Annotated in this window: 16 protein-coding genes and 3 tRNA genes; 6 read left to right on the top strand and 13 right to left on the bottom strand. The window is 67.7% G+C overall.

Annotated features, from left to right (window positions below; genetic code table 11):
• Window positions 1–70: 70 nt before the first annotated feature.
• From BN10_RS09320 to uvrC, 6 genes are all read right to left on the bottom strand, one after another.
• Window positions 71–1,273, bottom strand: coding sequence for a phosphoglycerate kinase (locus BN10_RS09320; RefSeq protein WP_010850996.1), 1,203 nt, complete (start codon window positions 1,271–1,273; stop codon window positions 71–73).
• A 15-nt stretch (window positions 1,274–1,288) separates the two neighbouring features.
• The gene (gene gap, locus BN10_RS09315) at window positions 1,289–2,293 is read right to left on the bottom strand and encodes a type I glyceraldehyde-3-phosphate dehydrogenase (protein WP_010850995.1); all 1,005 of its coding nucleotides are present in this window, start codon (window positions 2,291–2,293) and stop codon (window positions 1,289–1,291) included.
• A gap of 135 nt (window positions 2,294–2,428) precedes the next feature.
• The gene (gene whiA, locus BN10_RS09310) at window positions 2,429–3,409 is read right to left on the bottom strand and encodes a DNA-binding protein WhiA (RefSeq protein ID WP_040751350.1); all 981 of its coding nucleotides are present in this window, start codon (window positions 3,407–3,409) and stop codon (window positions 2,429–2,431) included.
• 5 nt (window positions 3,410–3,414) lie between these two features.
• Complete coding sequence (locus BN10_RS09305) at window positions 3,415–4,371, bottom strand: gluconeogenesis factor YvcK family protein (RefSeq protein ID WP_010850993.1); 957 nt, start codon at window positions 4,369–4,371, stop codon at window positions 3,415–3,417.
• 11 nt (window positions 4,372–4,382) lie between these two features.
• Window positions 4,383–5,273 (bottom strand): RNase adapter RapZ, encoded by an 891-nt coding sequence (gene rapZ, locus BN10_RS09300; protein WP_010850992.1) that lies wholly within the window; start codon window positions 5,271–5,273, stop codon window positions 4,383–4,385.
• Window positions 5,266–7,203, bottom strand: a complete 1,938-nt coding sequence (gene uvrC / locus BN10_RS09295) for an excinuclease ABC subunit UvrC (protein ID WP_010850991.1) — start codon at window positions 7,201–7,203, stop codon at window positions 5,266–5,268. The genes rapZ and uvrC overlap by 8 nt, the downstream gene beginning before the upstream one ends.
• Window positions 7,204–7,555: 352 nt before the next feature.
• On the opposite strand from uvrC, the gene BN10_RS09290 reads away from it, so the two are divergent.
• Window positions 7,556–7,786 (top strand): hypothetical protein, encoded by a 231-nt coding sequence (locus BN10_RS09290; RefSeq protein ID WP_010850990.1) that lies wholly within the window; start codon window positions 7,556–7,558, stop codon window positions 7,784–7,786.
• A gap of 667 nt (window positions 7,787–8,453) precedes the next feature.
• Window positions 8,454–8,957, top strand: a complete 504-nt coding sequence (locus BN10_RS17775; RefSeq protein WP_233354296.1) for a hypothetical protein — start codon at window positions 8,454–8,456, stop codon at window positions 8,955–8,957.
• On the opposite strand, the gene BN10_RS09275 is transcribed toward BN10_RS17775, so the two are convergent.
• The gene (locus BN10_RS09275) at window positions 8,941–10,707 is read right to left on the bottom strand and encodes a sensor histidine kinase (RefSeq protein WP_010850986.1); all 1,767 of its coding nucleotides are present in this window, start codon (window positions 10,705–10,707) and stop codon (window positions 8,941–8,943) included. The two genes, BN10_RS17775 and BN10_RS09275, sit on opposite strands and share 17 nt — an antisense overlap.
• Before the next feature lie 25 nt (window positions 10,708–10,732).
• The gene (locus BN10_RS09270; RefSeq protein WP_010850985.1) at window positions 10,733–11,383 is read right to left on the bottom strand and encodes a response regulator transcription factor; all 651 of its coding nucleotides are present in this window, start codon (window positions 11,381–11,383) and stop codon (window positions 10,733–10,735) included.
• A gap of 239 nt (window positions 11,384–11,622) precedes the next feature.
• Between BN10_RS09270 and BN10_RS09265 the strand changes: the two genes are divergently transcribed.
• Both BN10_RS09265 and BN10_RS09260 read left to right on the top strand, forming a co-directional pair.
• Window positions 11,623–12,003: a hypothetical protein gene (locus tag BN10_RS09265; protein WP_010850984.1), complete on the top strand. Its 381-nt coding sequence runs from the start codon at window positions 11,623–11,625 to the stop codon at window positions 12,001–12,003.
• Window positions 12,000–12,287, top strand: a complete 288-nt coding sequence (locus BN10_RS09260; protein WP_010850983.1) for a hypothetical protein — start codon at window positions 12,000–12,002, stop codon at window positions 12,285–12,287. Before BN10_RS09265 ends, BN10_RS09260 begins: the two co-directional genes overlap by 4 nt.
• A gap of 29 nt (window positions 12,288–12,316) precedes the next feature.
• Here BN10_RS09260 and BN10_RS16400 read toward each other — a convergent pair whose 3' ends face one another.
• Window positions 12,317–12,484 carry a LuxR C-terminal-related transcriptional regulator gene (locus BN10_RS16400; protein WP_010850982.1) on the bottom strand — a complete coding sequence of 56 codons (168 nt, stop codon included), beginning with the start codon at window positions 12,482–12,484 and terminating at the stop codon, window positions 12,317–12,319.
• A gap of 108 nt (window positions 12,485–12,592) precedes the next feature.
• Here BN10_RS16400 and BN10_RS09255 point away from each other — a divergent pair, with 108 nt between their 5' ends.
• Window positions 12,593–12,790: a helix-turn-helix domain-containing protein gene (locus BN10_RS09255; RefSeq protein ID WP_010850981.1), complete on the top strand. Its 198-nt coding sequence runs from the start codon at window positions 12,593–12,595 to the stop codon at window positions 12,788–12,790.
• A gap of 104 nt (window positions 12,791–12,894) precedes the next feature.
• Here the strand turns inward: BN10_RS09255 and BN10_RS09250 are convergent.
• From BN10_RS09250 to BN10_RS09235, 4 genes are all read right to left on the bottom strand, one after another.
• A tRNA-Val gene (locus BN10_RS09250) sits at window positions 12,895–12,969 on the bottom strand.
• Between the two features lie 17 nt (window positions 12,970–12,986).
• Window positions 12,987–13,057: transfer RNA gene (locus BN10_RS09245), tRNA-Cys, on the bottom strand.
• Between the two features lie 23 nt (window positions 13,058–13,080).
• Window positions 13,081–13,153: transfer RNA gene (locus BN10_RS09240), tRNA-Gly, on the bottom strand.
• A 67-nt stretch (window positions 13,154–13,220) separates the two neighbouring features.
• On the bottom strand, window positions 13,221–14,339 hold the full coding sequence (locus BN10_RS09235) for a YihY/virulence factor BrkB family protein (RefSeq protein WP_010850979.1): 1,119 nt from the start codon (window positions 14,337–14,339) through the stop codon (window positions 13,221–13,223).
• 64 nt (window positions 14,340–14,403) lie between these two features.
• Between BN10_RS09235 and BN10_RS09230 the strand changes: the two genes are divergently transcribed.
• Window positions 14,404–16,029, top strand: coding sequence for an acyl-CoA dehydrogenase family protein (locus tag BN10_RS09230; RefSeq protein ID WP_010850978.1), 1,626 nt, complete (start codon window positions 14,404–14,406; stop codon window positions 16,027–16,029).
• Window positions 16,030–16,033 lie beyond the last annotated feature (4 nt).

The raw sequence follows: 16,033 nt of genomic DNA, 5'->3' as shown, positions 1-16,033 counted from the left end.
CCTTGCGTCCGGCAAGGTGGTTGGTATGCCGTCAACTTGCCGGACGCAAGGGGGGAGGGAGGGGTTGGGCTCAGCCGTTGAGGATCGAGATCCCGGGGAGATCCTTGCCCTCGAGGTACTCCAGCGACGCGCCACCGCCGGTCGAGATGTGACCGAACTGGTCGTCGGCGAAGCCGAGTTGCCGCACGGCGGCCGCCGAGTCACCGCCACCGACGACAGTCAACGCGCCGGCGCTCGTGGCGTCGACGAGGGCCTGGGCGACGGCCTTTGTGCCGGCCGCGAACGGAGCCATCTCGAAGGCACCCATCGGTCCGTTCCAGAAGACGGTGCGGGCGTCGGCGAGCTTCGCGGCATAGGCCGCGGCGCTCTCGGGGCCGATGTCCAGGCCCATCATGTCCGCCGGGATGGCGTCCGCCGGCACGACGGTAGTCTCGGTGTCGGCGCTGAACTCCCTGCCGCACACGATGTCCGTCGGCAGGACGATCTCGACGCCGGTCTCCTCGGCCCGCTGCAGGTAACCCTTGCAGGCATCGATGGAGTCTGCGTCGAGCAGGCTCTTGCCGACCTCGTGACCCTGGGCCGCGAGGAAGGTGAAGAGCATGCCGCCACCGATGAGGAGGCGGTCGGCCTTGCCCAAGAGGTTGTCGATGACAGCCAACTTGTCGGCGACCTTCGCGCCCCCGAGCACCACGGCATACGGACGCTCAGGGTCCTCGGTGAGGCGACGCAGGACGTCGACCTCGGCCTTGACCAAGCCCCCCATGGCAGACGGCAGCCGGGTGGCGACGTCGTAGACGGAGGCCTGTTTGCGGTGCACGACGCCGAAACCGTCGGAGACGTACGCGTCGGCGAGACCAGCGAGGGCGTCGGCGAACTCGGCCCGGTCGGCGTCGACCTTGGCGGTCTCCCCTGCATTGAAGCGGAGGTTCTCGAGCATGACGACGTCGCCGTCTGCCATCGACTCGACGGCAGCCTGGGCGCTCTCCCCCACGGTGTCGCCAGCGAGGGTGACCGGCTGCCCGAGCAGCTCACCGAGACGCGCAGCGGCGGGGGCGAGGGAGTACTTCTCCTCGAAACCGGTGCCTGACGGCCGCCCGAGGTGGGCGCACACGATCACGCGTGCGCCCGCCTCGGTGAGGGCCTTGATCGTCGGCACGCTCGCCCGCACCCGACCGTCGTCGGTGATCTGGCCGTCCTTGAGCGGGACGTTCAGATCGGACCGGACGAGGACGCGCTTGCCACGAACGTCGCCAAGCGAGGCGATATCACTCATTGGTCGCCAGCGTCCTCAGAGGGACTTGCCGACGAGGTTGACCAGGTCGACGAGACGGTTCGAGTAACCCCACTCGTTGTCGTACCAGCCGACAACCTTGACCTGGTTGCCGATGACCTTGGTCAGAGGTGCGTCGAAGATGCAGGACGCCGGGTCGGTGACGATGTCCATGGAGACGAGCGCGTCCTCGGAGTACTTGAGGAAGCCCTTGAGGGAGCCCTCGGCCGCCTTCTTGACGATCGCGTTGACCTCCTCGACCGTGGTCTCGCGGCTGGCCTCGAAGGTGAGGTCGGTGGCCGAGCCGGTGGGGGTGGGCACGCGCAGGGCGTAGCCGTCGAGCTTGCCCTTGAGCTCGGGCAGCACGAGGGCGACGGCCTTGGCGGCGCCGGTGGTCGTGGGCACGATGTTGAGGGCGGCGGCGCGGGCGCGACGGAGGTCCTTGTGCGGGCCGTCGAGCAGGTTCTGGTCGCCGGTGTAGGCGTGGATCGTGGTCATGAGGCCCTTGACGATGCCGAGCTCGTCGTTGAGAGCCTTGGCCATCGGTGCCAGGCAGTTCGTCGTGCACGACGCGTTGGAGATGACGTGGTGCTTCTCCGGGTCGTAGTCGCCGTGGTTGACACCCATGACGAAGGTCGCGTCCTCGCCCTTGGCCGGGGCGGAGATGATGACCTTCTTGGCGCCGCCGTCGATGTGGGCCTTGGCCTTCGAGGCGTCGGTGAAGAAGCCGGTCGACTCGATGACGATGTCGGCGCCGACGCCCTTCCAGTCCAGGTTGGCCGGGTCGCGGTCGGCGAAGACCTTGAAGGACTTGCCGTCGACCGAGATCGAGTCGTCGTCGAAGGTGACCTCACCGTCGAGGCGCCCCAGGACCGAGTCGTACTTGAGCAGCGTGGCCAGCGTCTTGTTGTCGGTGAGGTCGTTCACGGCCACGATCTCGATGTCGGCGCCGGAGGCCATCGCGGCCCGGTAGAAGTTGCGGCCGATCCGGCCGAATCCGTTGATGCCTACGCGGACAGTCACGTCAGTGTTGCCTTCCGATGAGAGTGCTCTGGCGTCACCGGTCGGCAACGCCGTGTAACCGGTTTGATCCTATCCCTGAGGCTCGGACGAGAGCATCCCGGTCCGAAGTACGGGCCGGTAACCCCTGAGGGCTCCTCAGTCCTCGAGCATGTCGGCAGTCAGGTTGGCCTCGGTGTTCGGGACGCCGAGGTCGGCGGCTCGTTTGTCGGCCATCGCGAGCAGGCGTCGGATGCGGCCGGCGACGGCATCCTTGGTCATGGGTGGGTCGGCCAACTGACCGAGTTCCTCCAGGCTGGCCTGCTTGTGCTCCAGCCGGAGGGTGCCCGCCTGTCGCAGGTGATCGGGGATCTCGTCGCCGAGGATCTCCATCGCGCGGTGCACCCGCGAGCCCGCCGCCACTGCCGCGCGGGCCGAGCGGCGAAGGTTCGCGTCATCGAAGTTGGCCAGCCGGTTGGCGGTCGCGCGCACCTCGCGCCGCATGCGCCGCTCCTCCCAGGCCAGAACTGCGTCGTGCGCGCCCAGCCGGGTGAGCATGGCGCCGATGGCGTCGCCGTCCCGGATGACGACACGGTCGATCCCCCGGACCTCACGGGCCTTGGCCGCGATCCCGAGCCGTCGGGCGGCGCCGACCAGGGCGAGTGCAGCCTCCGGACCGGGGCAGGTCACCTCCAATGCGGAGGAGCGCCCCGGCTCGGTCAGTGAACCGTGCGCCAAGAACGCTCCACGCCACGCGGCCTCGGCATCGCAATCGGATCCGGCGACGACGCGAGGCGGAAGTCCGCGCACCGGGCGACCCTCCCGGTCGACCAGACCGGTCTGTCGCGCGAGGTCCGGACCACCCTCGACGACCCGCACGACATAGCGTGAGGACTTGCGGATACCGCTGGCCGCGAGCACCAACACCTCGGGCGTCAGGTTGTAGAGCTCGATCAGTTCACGACGCAGCCGACGTGCTGCGTTGGCGGTGTCCAACTCGGCCTCGACGACGACCTGGCGGCCGATCAGGTGCAGGCCACCGGCGAAACGCAGGGTCGCCGCGACTTCGGACTTGCGGCAACACGGCTTGGTCACCTGGTGCCTGCTGAGCTCGTCCTTGACCCGAGCCGTCATCGCCATGGCGGTCATCCTGCCACGCCGCGCGGGGTGGTCGGCGGCTGAGCCATGATGTCCTGTAGGGCAGCAGCCAAGCGCAATCGATCGTGCACCCCGACGCGGTCGCGTGCTGACATGGGGGCCAACACCAAGGTTGCTCCCACCCGCTGGCAGGCGGCCTCGAGTTCATCGAGGTCGTCGGTGGCCGAGGGGTCGGCAAGCACCACATCGAGCCGCACACCCGGGGCGTTCAGGGCGAAGGAGTCAACGTGACCAGCCGCCGTGAAGTCCGCCGTCTCCGTCGTTCGGGACTCGAGGTTGAGGATCAGCAGGCGATGGGCCCGCGTGACGGAAAGAGCCTCCTGCAGGTCCGGGACGAGCAGGTGGGGCATCACCGAGGTGAACCATGACCCGGGTCCGAGGATCACCCAGTCGGCCGACCTGATGGCTGCCACCGACTCCGGGTAGGCCGGCGGGGCCTGGGGCACCAACCGCACCTGCTGGACTCTGCCCGCCGTGGTCGCGACCTCCGCCTGCCCGGACACGACGTGAACGCGTCCCGGGTCCGCGTCGTCGAGGCCGGTGACGTCGGCCTCGATGTCGAGCGGCACAGCTGCCATGGGCAGGACGCGACCGTTGGCCCTGAGCAGCCGGGCGACCAGATCGAGCCCGGCCACCGGGTCGTCGAGCAGCTCCCACAGGGCCACGATGAGGAGATTGCCGACAGCGTGCCCGGCGAGGGGACCGTCGCCGTCGAACCGGTGCTGGAGGACGTCACGCCAGGTGTGCCCCCACTCGCTCTCGTCACACAGTGCTGCCAAGGCCATGCGGAGGTCACCGGGCGGGAGAACCCCGAACTCGCTGCGCAGGCGCCCGCTGGATCCACCGTTGTCGGCCACTGTGACGATGGCCGTGATGTCGTCGGTGATGAAGCGGAGTGCCGAGAGCGTGGATGCCAGCCCGTGGCCGCCCCCGAGGGCGGCCACGGCATGCGGTCTCACTCCTGCCCCAGGTCTCGGTGGACGACAAAGGTGCTCCTTCGACCGCTCCCCAGACGCTGGGCCAACGCTTCGGCAATCGCGACGCTGCGGTGCTTGCCACCCGTGCAGCCGACGCCGACGGTCGCGTAGCGGCGGCCTTCGTTCAGGTAGCCCTCGACGACGGTCTCCAGGAGTGCCACCGTCCGATCGAGAAAGTCCTCGGCCCCCGGTTGGGTCAGCACATAGTGACTGACCGGCTCGTCCTGCCCAGTCAGCGCCTTCAGCTCGGGCACCCAGAAGGGGTTGGGGAGGAATCGCAGGTCGAAGACGAAGTCGGCGTCCAGGGGGATGCCGTACTTGAAACCGAAGGACATGACGGCGATGCGGAGTCTGGAGCCGCTGTCATCGCCGACCATCGGACCGATCTTGCGAGCCAACTGGTGCACGTTGAGACCCGAGGTGTCGAGGACCACATCTGCCTGGGTTCGCAACTCGCGCAACAGCTCTCGCTCGGCCTGGATACCGTCGAGGAGGCGTCCACTGCCCTGCAGAGGGTGCGGTCGACGCACGCTCTCGAAGCGCCGGACGAGGGCCTCGTCGGTGGCGTCGAGAAAGAACAGTTGCGGGCGCCACGGACCTTCTTCCAAGGTGACCAGCGCGTTGTGAAGCTCGTCGAAGAACTGCTTGGCCCGGACGTCGATGACCGCCGCGAGTTTGAGCGCCACCCCTCGCCGGCGCGCCTGCTCCCCGAGCATGACCAGGGCGGGGAGCAGTTGCGGCGGCAGATTGTCGACGACGTACCAGCCGCGGTCCTCCAGCACGTTTGCGGTCGTGCTGCGCCCGGCCCCGCTCATGCCGGTGACGAGCAGCAACTCGGTCGAGTCGTGCGGGACCAGATCGTCACTCATCGTCCAGCACCTCCCCGGTCGTGATGTTGACGGCGGGCACGCTGCCCGTGGATGACAACTCTGCCGCAATGATCGCCGCGAGCGTCGGCCCGATGCCGGAAACCTCGGCGAGCTCTGCAGGAGTGGCGGCCCTCATCTTCTTCACGGAGCCGAACGCCTTGAGCAGGGCCTTGCGCTTGACCTCACCCAGGCCGGGTATGCCGTCGAGCGCGCTCGCGGTCATGGCCTTGGAGCGCCGCTGGCGATGAAAGGTGATGGCAAACCGGTGCGCTTCGTCCCGGACACGCTGGAGGAGATAGAGACCCTCACTGTTACGTGGCAGCACCAGCGGATGGTCCTCCCCCGGGACCCAGACCTCTTCGAGCCGTTTCGCCAGCCCGACGACCGTGACGTCGACGACCCCCTTCTCGTCCAACACCGCCTGTGCCGCATTGACCTGGGGAAGGCCACCGTCGACGACGATGAGGTTGGGTGGATAGGCAAAGCGCGCCGGCTTGCCGGTCTCCTCGTCGAGGGCGTGCTGGTCCCGCTCCTTGGCCAGGCGGTGGAGCCGCCGTCCCAACACTTCGTGCATCGCAGCCGTGTCATCGGTGCGGCCGGTCTCGTCCTCACCTCGGACGATGAAACGCCGATACTCCGACTTGCGCGGCAATCCGTCCTCGAAGACCACCATCGAGCCGACCACTTGGGTCCCCTGGACGTGCGAGATGTCGAAACACTCGATGCGCAGTGGTGAGTCCTCCAGGCCCAAGTACTCCTGCAGTTGCTGGAGCGCCTGGCTGCGGGCGGTGAGGTCCCCGGCGCGGGCGACCTTGTGCCGGGCCAGGCTCTGCGTGGCATTGCGGGTCACGGTCTCCATCAGTCTCCGCTTGTCGCCCCGCTGGGGGACCCGGATCCGGACTGTCGAGCCACGGCGACCGCTGAGCCAGGCCTCGAGGGTCGGCCTGTTCTCGGGCTCGATGGGCACGAGCACCTCGCGGGGGATCTCGTCATCGCCGTCGGCGCCGTAGACCTCTTGGAGCAGGTGCCCGATGATCTCGGGAGTCGTTTCGGCGTCCTTCTCGGCGACCCAGCCGCGCTGGCCCCGGATCCGACCGCCGCGCACATGGAAGACCTGCACGGCAGTCTCCAACTCGTCGTCCTCGATGCCGAAGACATCAGCGTCGGTGCCGTCGGGCAGGACGATCGTGGACTTCTCGAGCACCCGCTCCAGTGCCGCAATGTCGTCGCGAAGGGTCGCCGCCCGCTCGAAGTCGAGGTCCGCGGCGGCCGCACGCATCTCCACATCCAGTCGCTTGACGAAACGGGCGCTGTCCCCCGCCATGAAGTCGCAGAAGTCCTCGGCGATCGCCCGGTGGTGATGGGCATCGATCCGGCCCACACATGGGGCCGAGCACTTGTCGATGTAGCCCAGCAGACAGGGTCGCCCGACCTGGCCGGCTCGGCGGAAGACGCCGGCAGAGCAGGTGCGCATCGGGAACACGCGCAGCGCCAGATCCAGGCTCTCCCGGATCGCCCAGGCGTGGGCGAAGGGGCCGAAATAGCGAGTGCCCTTGCGCTTTGCGCCACGCATCACTTGGGCGCGCGGAAACTCCTCCCCGAGGGTGACGGCGAGATAGGGGTAGGACTTGTCGTCGCGATACTTGACGTTGAAGCGCGGATCGAACTCCTTGATCCACGCATACTCCAACTGCAACGCTTCGACCTCGGTGCGCACGACGGTCCACTCGACGCTCGCGCCGGTGCGCACCATCTGCTGGGTTCGCGGATGCAGAGCGGCCGTGTCCTGGAAGTAGGACGACAGGCGCGGTCGCAGGGACTTGGCCTTCCCGACATAGATGACCCGTCCGACGTCGTCCCGGAAGCGATACACGCCCGGATCGACCGGGATCTCGCCCGGCGACGGGCGATACGAGCGCGGAGCGGCCATTCGTTCACCCTAATGGCGGCCGCCGTCACTCTCGGGGTGGGTTCTCCCGTGCCGGGGCACGGCCAAACCCTCCCCCACGGCAGCGCGCGATGCACCGAGACGAGGGAACGGCCCCTGTCTAGCGTTTCCGCTGGTCAGGGGCCGTTCCTTCTGGTGGGCGATACTGGGTTTGAACTTTTGAGAGCCGGGTTTGTCGTGGTCTCGTCGGCGATACTCGCTCTGACGTAAACTCGCAGGTCAGAGGGCATTTTCGGGATCTTGTGACGCCTGACAGATCGAGACATCTTCGGACAGAATCTGACGTCTATGTTCCCCGTATGTTCCCCGAAAGGCGACACTGGAGGGACAGAAGATGGCTCGGGAATCTTCAATCGCCCGGCGCGGCTTCGGGCGGATCGAGCGGTGTGAATCCGGCCGCTATCGCGCGGCGTACACCGGCCCTGACGGCCGGCTGTATCGAGCTCCGACGACGTTCGACGCCAAGGAGGACGCCGTCGCCTGGCCCTGGCGCCTCGGCACCACGCTGACTCCGCATGTCGTTGACGTCCCGCAACTGAGACCACTGCGGGACGTCAACGAGTGAAGGCCACTCGGCGCCAGGCAGCGAGCGCGACGTCCCGACAGCCGTTGATCGAGGGCGTGCCCGGGCAGGGCAAGTCGACGATCGCGCAGTACGTGTGCCAGGTGCACCGTGCCGGGGGGGCATCGGGCGCCACCAGCTCGCCGAACGCAAGGAGTCTCTGCCCACGGATGAGACCGCGGACCTTCGGGTCGCGATCCGCATCGACCTCGCCCACTACGCAGAGTGGATCGGTGGCCATGACCCGTACGCGAGCACAGACGGCGCGAAAAGGTGAAGCAGCGCGCGTAGATCGGTATGGAGCGGTTCTTGGTTGCTCACTTCGGGTACGCAGCACCCGGGCACGACATCGGTGTCGACGACGTTCGCGCCATCCTGGACAGGTATCCAACCCAGGTCTTCCTCGACGGGCTCGATGAGGTCGCATCCGCGGGTCTACGCGAGAAGGTGGTCCGCGAGATCGACGAGTTCACGACCCGGTGGGCTCAGGCGCGGCCGGGGAACATGCGGATCGTTGTCACCACCAGGCCCGAACTCATCCAGCCTGGCCGAGCCTGCCCCGGACATCTTCGAGCGACTGGTACTCAAGCCACTCAGCGAGGCTACGAAGAAGCGTTACCTGCGCCGATGGGCCGCGGCCCAGCACGTCGAAGGGCCGGAGCGGCGCACCTTGGAGCGGGTGTTCGGAGAGCGCACCGCTGGCCTGATCGTAATGGGCATCGCGCTGCTCGTCTTCAGCGCCGCCACCCGCAATCACCTTCGCTCGGCTGAGTCCGCCGACACGGTCTTCTCGTCCGTAGCCTCCGCGGGATGGATCGTAGCCGCGATCTCGCAGATGATCGTGTGGGGGTGGGCGCTCATCAACGGCGCGGCGGATGCCGACGATCAGGCTGCTGCTGTCGTGTTGGGCTACGCGGAGTTCCTCGGCTGGGCGGGGCTGGGCATCGGTTTGGCCACGGCCTTCATCGCCACCGGTCTTGCTGGATGGCAAGGGTCGGTCCTGCCGCGCTGGTTTGCCGTCGTGTCCGTCGTTCTTGGCGTGCTTGCCGCCCTCGGCAACGCCGGAATCCCGCCAGGCGGTTTGGTGACCTACTTGCTGCTTCCCTTCTGGCTTCTGACCGCTTCGGTCGTTATCTCCAAGCGGCAGCGCGCCCGCCTCAAGGTCGGCGGGTAGCAGAGTGAGGTAGAGGAAGGGTCGCTTCGACCCGGCCTCCTGTGGGGCTCGGTCCTGCGTGGATCGTGCCGCCGAGCAGTTCGGCCCGCTCGTGCATCGAGGTGAGCCCGGTACCCGCCTCCCAAGAGGGGCCAGGTGACGCGCCGTTGTCGGTGACGTTGATGCGCAGGGTGTTGCCGTCTTCGGTCACCTTGATTCGCACCTGCCGGGCGAGCGAGTGACGCGCGGCGTTGGTGAGTGCTTCGACGGCAATGCGGTAAGTCGTGACCTCAATGGCTGCCGGTAGCGGCCCAGCCTCGATCTGGACGCCGACCTCGATCCGGCGGCCATCCGCTCCGTAGGTGGACTCGGCGCGTTGACGAAGTGCCCCGTTGAGGCCGAGCTGGTCCAGGGCGGGTGGCCGCAGGTCCAGGGCGATGCGGCGGATTTCTCCCAATGCCGCCGTCACCTCGCCACGCACGGCTGCGATCAGCGCAAAGGACTCCGTCGGGGAGTCCTGCACGCGATTGGCCGCCGCATCGGCGGTGAAGGCCGCGCCGCTGAGCAGGGGCCCGATCCCATCGTGCAGGTCGCGGCGCAGCCGTCTGCGTTCCTCCTCGACCGCCGTGATCTCCCGCTCTACCGAGTGCCGAAGGCGTTCAGCGAGCTGGCCGGCGCGCAAGGTCTGGGTGAACAACGGCGTGACGATGCGCAGCACCTGCTCGTCGTCCGCGGACAACCGCAGATCACCGGGTCTCACTCCCACGATGAGGCGGGTGTCCGGCTGGTCTGCGCTAGTTAGCGCGAAAGTGCGTGTGTAGGCGACGGGGGTTCCGCTGTGCAACTCGACACGTCCGCTGGTCTCGATGGCGGCATACGGCAACAGCATCGCCTCACGGAGTGCGTCGAGTCCGGTTTGCGGCGAGTCCGCGACCTCGCCCACGAGACTGGACGCGGCACGGAGCGGATCAGGGCGCTTTCCGTACAGCACCTCGTCCACGACACCGCGCAGGACGACCTGCAAGGGGCGCACCGCGAACGCGAGTCCGGCGCAGGTCAACGCCACCACACCAAGCGGCAGCGGCCCGCCTCGGTCGGCTTCCACCAGGCCTAGCCCGCCGACGGTCACCGCCACGAAGACAGCCACGACCGTCGCGTTGACCACTAGCGGCGTAACGATCCCGCGCACATCGACGACGTCACCGCTTACTGCCCCGACGACCATCGCGATCGGGCCGAACAGGCCCAGCAGCGGAACCAGCGGACCTGGGTCTACAGCAGTCCCGGCCAAGGCGTCGCCGGTGAAGGACACCAGAGCGATCAGAAGGCAAGCGCCGAGCCAGGCGGTGGTGGACCACATCAGTGCACGGCGGGTGTGGGCCTCCCCGTTCTCCCAGGCCCACCAGATCGCCAGCAGGAGGAACAAGACGATGGCCAGCGGCATCCAGGCAACGGCCGGGGCCGCCAACACCATCACAGTGCCAGCAAGGCCGACCGCGCTCAGCAGGGTCAGCGAGATCACGCCCGCTTGCACACGGGGATAGCAGGCCACCGCGAGCGACAGCAGAACGCCGAGCGTGATCCGCAGACCGATGTCGACGGCTTGGGTGGCTCCATTGGCCGCGCAGCCGATGACGCCAAACACGCCGATACCCGTGGCAGCAAGCAGCGCGCCGGAGGCCGTCGCAGACCGGGTGCGGAGCAGCCAGACGCCACAGACCAACGTGGTGACAGCGAACGCGGCCTCGGACATCGTCAGCCAGGCACTCATCAGATGGTCGCTCGCTGTCGCTCGCTCATAGTTCTCCGAAGCCCTCTCGCCGTGCACGCACGATCGCCTCGGAGCGGTCAGTGACGCCCAGCTTGGCGAAGATCGACGATACATGGTTGGCGACCGTCTTGGGTGACACGAACAACTGGTCCGCGATTGCATGGTTGCGATGACCCGACGCCACCAGGTCGAGCACCTCGCGCTCACGGACCGTAAGGTCAGGAAACGGTGTGGCCGACGGTGAGGTGGAGAAGTCAACGACCGCCTGCACGACCTCGGCCCCGAAGATCGCTTCACCCGCCGCCACGGCACGGATCGCCCTGTCGATGTCGCGCTGCTCGGCGCCTTTGAGCACGTAGCCCAGCGCCCCTGCCCTCATTGCCGCCTGCACCGTCTCGCGGTCATCGAACATCGTGAGTATCAGGATCGCCGTCTCGGGCACGCCACTTCTGATCCGGCGGGTGGCGTCGATGCCGTCACCATCGGGCATCTTCACGTCGAGAAGCACAACGTCAGGCCGATGCTCGAGCACGGCTGCCACCGCGGCGTCTCCGCTCCCTGCCTCGGCCACCACCTCGTAGCCACCGAGTGAGTCGAGCAGGGCACGCAACCCGCTTCGCACGACAGGATGGTCGTCGGCGAGCACGACCCGGAGCAGGCCGTCGGGATGGGGCATGGTCACCATTGTTCCGTGTGATAGCCGTCGCCGTCATGGGGCCGCGTTCCCGGCTTGGCTGGGATCATTCCCGAGCAGATTGGGGCGAGGCGTCGATGCGCTTGTGATGGGCGAGGACCCATAGTCGAAGGGTCGGAGTCGAATCACCAAGTCACCGAAGGAGTAGTTGAATGAACCCACGACCGCCATCTGCCGCCGACACTGCCGTGGCGCAACGCGAACCCGTCAGGAGCAACCCCATGGCCCCTCACCAGTCGCCCCCTGCATGGAGCCCGCTCAACAAGGTCGGCCTCGCGCTGACGATCCTGCTGTCGATCGGCAACATCGCCAGCGCCCTCGGTCCGTCGCCGGACGTAGAGACCGGGCCCCCGCTCGGCATCCTGCTGGCAGGATCGATACTCGGTCTCATCGGCACCGTCGCCGGCATCCTCGCCTGGGTCAAGAACAACCGGGCCGCCGCGCGGCTGGCCGCCATCACGATTGTGCTCTGTTCGATCTCGGCCCTGCCCGCGTTCTTCGTCGATGTGCCCGCAGGCATCAAGGCGCTCGTCGCTGCGATGGTGTTGGTCACCGTGACCGCACTCGTCCTCACCTTCTCCGGCCCCAGGAGCACCCGATGATCGCCGCGGTCAGCGTGCTGCTGGCCTTCCCGCTGGGCTTCTTCTTCCGCTCACAGTTGACCGCCGGGGTGATCTTCGGGTTCGCGTGGATGTGGGCCTTCACCTATCAGAGCGTCTACCTGCTGGTCGACACCCTCGGCGGCAGCAAGGTGTTCATCCCCGGAGAATTCCCTTGGTCGTACGGACTGATCAGCCTGGCGATCGGGCTCATCGGCGTCGGCCTGCTTGCCCTCGGCCACCGGCTCGGAACCAAGCGCCGGAACAAGACGGCCCTCTCCGTCTGAGAGCCGGACCGTCACGGGGTGACTCCATGTCACCCCGTGCGGCGGCTTCGGATGATCGCGATGGCGTCGGCGCGGTCCTCGACGCCGAGTTTGAGCATGACCGCCGATACGTTGTTGGCGACGGTCTTGACCGACACGTACAGCCGTTCGGCGATCGTCCTGTGGCGAACAGCCGCGCGGGAAGGCGCCAGCGACATGGGCCAAGAGCGACCGGAACATCACGCCATACATGGCCACTCGCGTACAGACCGCGGCCTTGGGGGAGTGAGGCCGTCGTCGGACGGTCGCGAACCCAGGAGGTCATCATGACTGCCACCATCTCCCGTCGACTCGTCTCGCTCGCCGACGCTGCCGCCGCGCTCGCTGTGTCGACGCGGACCGTTCGTCGCTACATCGCCGACGGTCAGTTCGACGCCGTACGCCTCGGCCGCAAGACGCTGCGGATCAAGGTCGAGTCGATCGAGCGCTTCATCGATGCTAAGCCCGTAGGGAACTGGCGCTGAGGCGTCGCGGGGTCAGGAGCGGCCAAAAGTGGCTGTTTCTTGTTCCCCGTATGTTCTCGAAAACGACCAGAGCCCCTCGAAAGGGGCTCTGACCTGCGGTTAGATGGTGGGCGATACTGGGTTTGAACCAGTGACCTCTTCCGTGTCAAGGAAGCGCGCTACCACTGCGCCAATCGCCCGAGTCAGGTCCTACTCGAGGTGGAGACGGGATTTGAACCCGTGTACGCGGCTTTGCAGGCCGCTGCCTCGCCTCTCGGCCACTCCACCATTGGGGGCGGCAAAACCCTCCGAGCGGATGACCGGCCTCGAACCGGCGACCTCAACCTTGGCAAGGTTGCGCTCTACCAACTGAGCTACATCCGCGCATCCATCCGGTTTCCCGTCTGGCGTGCTCGGAGACATTAACCCATCGGCGCAGCGTTCTCCAAAATCAGGACGGCGGCCCACTGCTCTCGTGCACATCGGCGAGGTCGTCCTCCAGGGTGCGGCCTCCCCCGACCGGGGTGAGCGGTCGCCGGGCCGCTTCCTTGATCCCGTGCAGCGAGAGTGGATCGTCGTCCGCCGGAGCACTGAGATCATCGGCCGCCCGGCGCACCATCCGCCGCCGCACGGTGGCTGCCGCCCGCTCGCGCAGCCCTCGGGTCTCCGGTGAGGGCCACAGGGTGCGGATCGCCGCATTGAGCGCCGCACCGATGAGCACGGCGATGGCGAGGAAGTAGAGCCAGATCAGGATGACGATCGGGGCCGCGAGAGGGCCGTAGATCGAGGTGCTCTCACCACCCAAGGAGCCCGCGATCGTCCCGCGCAGGACGAAGGACGCGATGAACCAGATGACCAACGTGAGGGCCGCACCGGGCGCATCGCGTAGCCACGGACTGCGTTGCGGTGTCGCGACATGGAACAGACTCGTCAGGCTCGCCGCGGTGACGATTGACACCACGGGCCAGTAGGCCCGCACGAGGAAGTCCCAGCGATCGGGGAGCAACTCACCCAGCAGGGTCGGCCCGATGAGAACCAGTGGAATGGTGAGCACCCCGATGAGCAGGGCCACGACGTAGAGCAACAGGCTCAGTGCCCGGGTGCGCACGATCCCCCGCACGTCGGACTGGCCGTACATGATCGAGATCGTGTCGAGGAAGACGTTGAGGGCACGGCTCCCTGACCAGATCGACAGCAGGAAGCCCAGCGAGATCAACTCGAAGCGGCCCGACCCGAAGACGTCGTCGATCGTCGGGGTGAGGGTCGAATTGATGACATCGGGGGTGAGGAAGCGCGCGGCATACGTCTCGATGGCGTTGCGCACCTGATCCACGGTCACCGGACCCAACCACCGACCGATGTAGCCGACCCCACCGAAGAGCCCGAGGATGAGGGGCGGAAGCGACAGGAGCGCGAAGAAGCCGGCCTCCGAGGCCAATCCGGTCACCCGGTACCGCAGGCACACACGAATGGTCTCCAGCGTGAGACGAGCCAGCGCCTCCAGCCACGGGACGCGCGCGAGCCACTCGCGCGCCACCGCGCGCGCCGGACTCACCCCCGCACTCACCACGCACCCACGGTAACGGCCACCCCGAGCCCCATCGGGCCGGACACGGCCGTAGGCTCGCAGTGCCATGGCGACCCACGAGGTGACGAATCAGGTGCCCGACTTCGTCGGCCACGACCTCTTCGCGACCGATCCCGTGCTCGTGGACGCGATCCAACGGTGGGGCGATGCACGCGATGCCGACGATCTGGGCGGTCTCGGGCGTCTGGCCAACGCGGAACCGACGCAGGCCCACGCCGACCGGGCCGACCGGCACACGCCCATCCTGCGCACCCACGACCGCACCGGCCGGCGGATCGATGAGGTCGACTACGACCCCTCCTATCACTGGCTCATGGCCCGGGCCATCGGGCACGGCCTGACCGCCGAGGCCTGGACCCGGCCGACCGGCTCGGTTGCACATCTGCGGCGCGCGGTCGGCTTCCACCTGTGGTCCCAGGCGGAGGCCGGTCACCTCTGCCCCATCTCCATGACGTATGCCGCGGCGCCGGCTCTGCGCTCGAACCCCACCCTCGCCGCCGAGGTGCTGCCGCGCATCGCGTCCCGTCATTACGACTCGCCCCTGGCACCCCTGGCGACCAAGTCGGGCGCGACGATGGGCATGGGCATGACCGAGAAGCAGGGCGGCTCGGATGTCCGGGCCAACACCACGGTCGCGGTCCCCGACGGGGACGTGCACCGGCTGACCGGGCACAAGTGGTTCTGCTCGGCGCCGATGAGTGACGCCTTCCTCGTCCTGGCGAACACCGAGTCCGGGTCCAGTTGCTTCTTCGTCCCGCGCGTGCTACCCGACGGTGAGCGCAACCGCTTCGCCGTTCAGCGGCTCAAGGACAAATTGGGCAACCGGTCCAATGCCTCGAGCGAGGTCGAGTTCGAGGGCACGGTCGGAACCCTCGTCGGTGAGGAGGGCCGGGGAATCCGGACGATCATCGACATGGTGGCCTCGACCAGGCTCGACTGCGTCCTGGGCTCGGCTGCCGGGATGAGAGCCGCCCTGACGCGAGCCATCTGGCACGCCAGGCATCGGTCGGCCTTCGGGGCGCGGCTTGTCGATCAGCCCTTGATGCAGAACGTCCTCGCGGATCTGGCTCTCGAGTCCGAGGCCGCCACCCTGCTCGGGCTACGGCTGGCGGCGGCCGTCGACCACGGCGACACCGACGTGTCACGGCTCGGCGTGGCGGTCGGGAAGTTCTGGGTCTGCAAACGCACCCCACCGGTCGTCGCGGAGGCGCTCGAGTGCCTCGGAGGCGCGGGCTATGTCGAGGAGAACGGTCTGGCCCGTCTCTATCGGGAAGCACCCCTGAACTCGATCTGGGAGGGATCGGGGAACGTCAACGCCCTCGACGTCGTGCGCGCCCTCACCCGTCAACCCGCGGCCCTGGCCGCGCTCGGCAAGGAACTCGCCCTGGCCAGGGGGCACAGCACGACCCTCGATGCCGCAATCGACCGAGTCGAGTCGGCACACGCGGAGGCGCTCGGCGCCGACGCGCAACTTCGAGCACGCCGGCTCGTCGAGCACCTGGCGATCACCCTGCAGGCCGCGTTGCTGGTGCAGCACTCGCCGGCCATCGTCGCGGACGCCTTCGTCGCGTCCCGACTGGGTGGCGAGCACGGCCACACTTTCGGAACCCTGTCCGGGGTGAGTGCAGCGCACGCCGGGGCACTGGTCGACCGCGCCTTCCTCCCCGCCTGATCGA

This window comes from Phycicoccus elongatus Lp2 (assembly GCF_000367525.1).
In the GTDB taxonomy this organism is placed as follows: Bacteria; Actinomycetota; Actinomycetes; order Actinomycetales; family Dermatophilaceae; genus Phycicoccus_A; species Phycicoccus_A elongatus.
Note: the sequence above shows the minus strand (reverse complement) of the source record. Positions and strands in the feature narration are given on the sequence as shown.

Coding starts and splice junctions, on each gene's coding strand:
- BN10_RS09270 (WP_010850985.1), bottom strand. CDS start 11,383: ATGCCCCATCCCGACGGCCTGCTCCGGGTCGTGCTCGCCGACGACCAT.
- BN10_RS09275 (WP_010850986.1), bottom strand. CDS start 10,707: ATGAGTGCCTGGCTGACGATGTCCGAGGCCGCGTTCGCTGTCACCACG.
- BN10_RS09230 (WP_010850978.1), top strand. CDS start 14,404: ATGGCGACCCACGAGGTGACGAATCAGGTGCCCGACTTCGTCGGCCAC.
- BN10_RS09320 (WP_010850996.1), bottom strand. CDS start 1,273: ATGAGTGATATCGCCTCGCTTGGCGACGTTCGTGGCAAGCGCGTCCTC.
- BN10_RS16400 (WP_010850982.1), bottom strand. CDS start 12,484: ATGTCGCTGGCGCCTTCCCGCGCGGCTGTTCGCCACAGGACGATCGCC.
- BN10_RS09290 (WP_010850990.1), top strand. CDS start 7,556: ATGGCTCGGGAATCTTCAATCGCCCGGCGCGGCTTCGGGCGGATCGAG.
- BN10_RS09255 (WP_010850981.1), top strand. CDS start 12,593: ATGACTGCCACCATCTCCCGTCGACTCGTCTCGCTCGCCGACGCTGCC.
- BN10_RS09265 (WP_010850984.1), top strand. CDS start 11,623: ATGGCCCCTCACCAGTCGCCCCCTGCATGGAGCCCGCTCAACAAGGTC.
- rapZ (WP_010850992.1), bottom strand. CDS start 5,273: ATGAGTGACGATCTGGTCCCGCACGACTCGACCGAGTTGCTGCTCGTC.
- uvrC (WP_010850991.1), bottom strand. CDS start 7,203: ATGGCCGCTCCGCGCTCGTATCGCCCGTCGCCGGGCGAGATCCCGGTC.
- BN10_RS09260 (WP_010850983.1), top strand. CDS start 12,000: ATGATCGCCGCGGTCAGCGTGCTGCTGGCCTTCCCGCTGGGCTTCTTC.
- whiA (WP_040751350.1), bottom strand. CDS start 3,409: ATGGCGATGACGGCTCGGGTCAAGGACGAGCTCAGCAGGCACCAGGTG.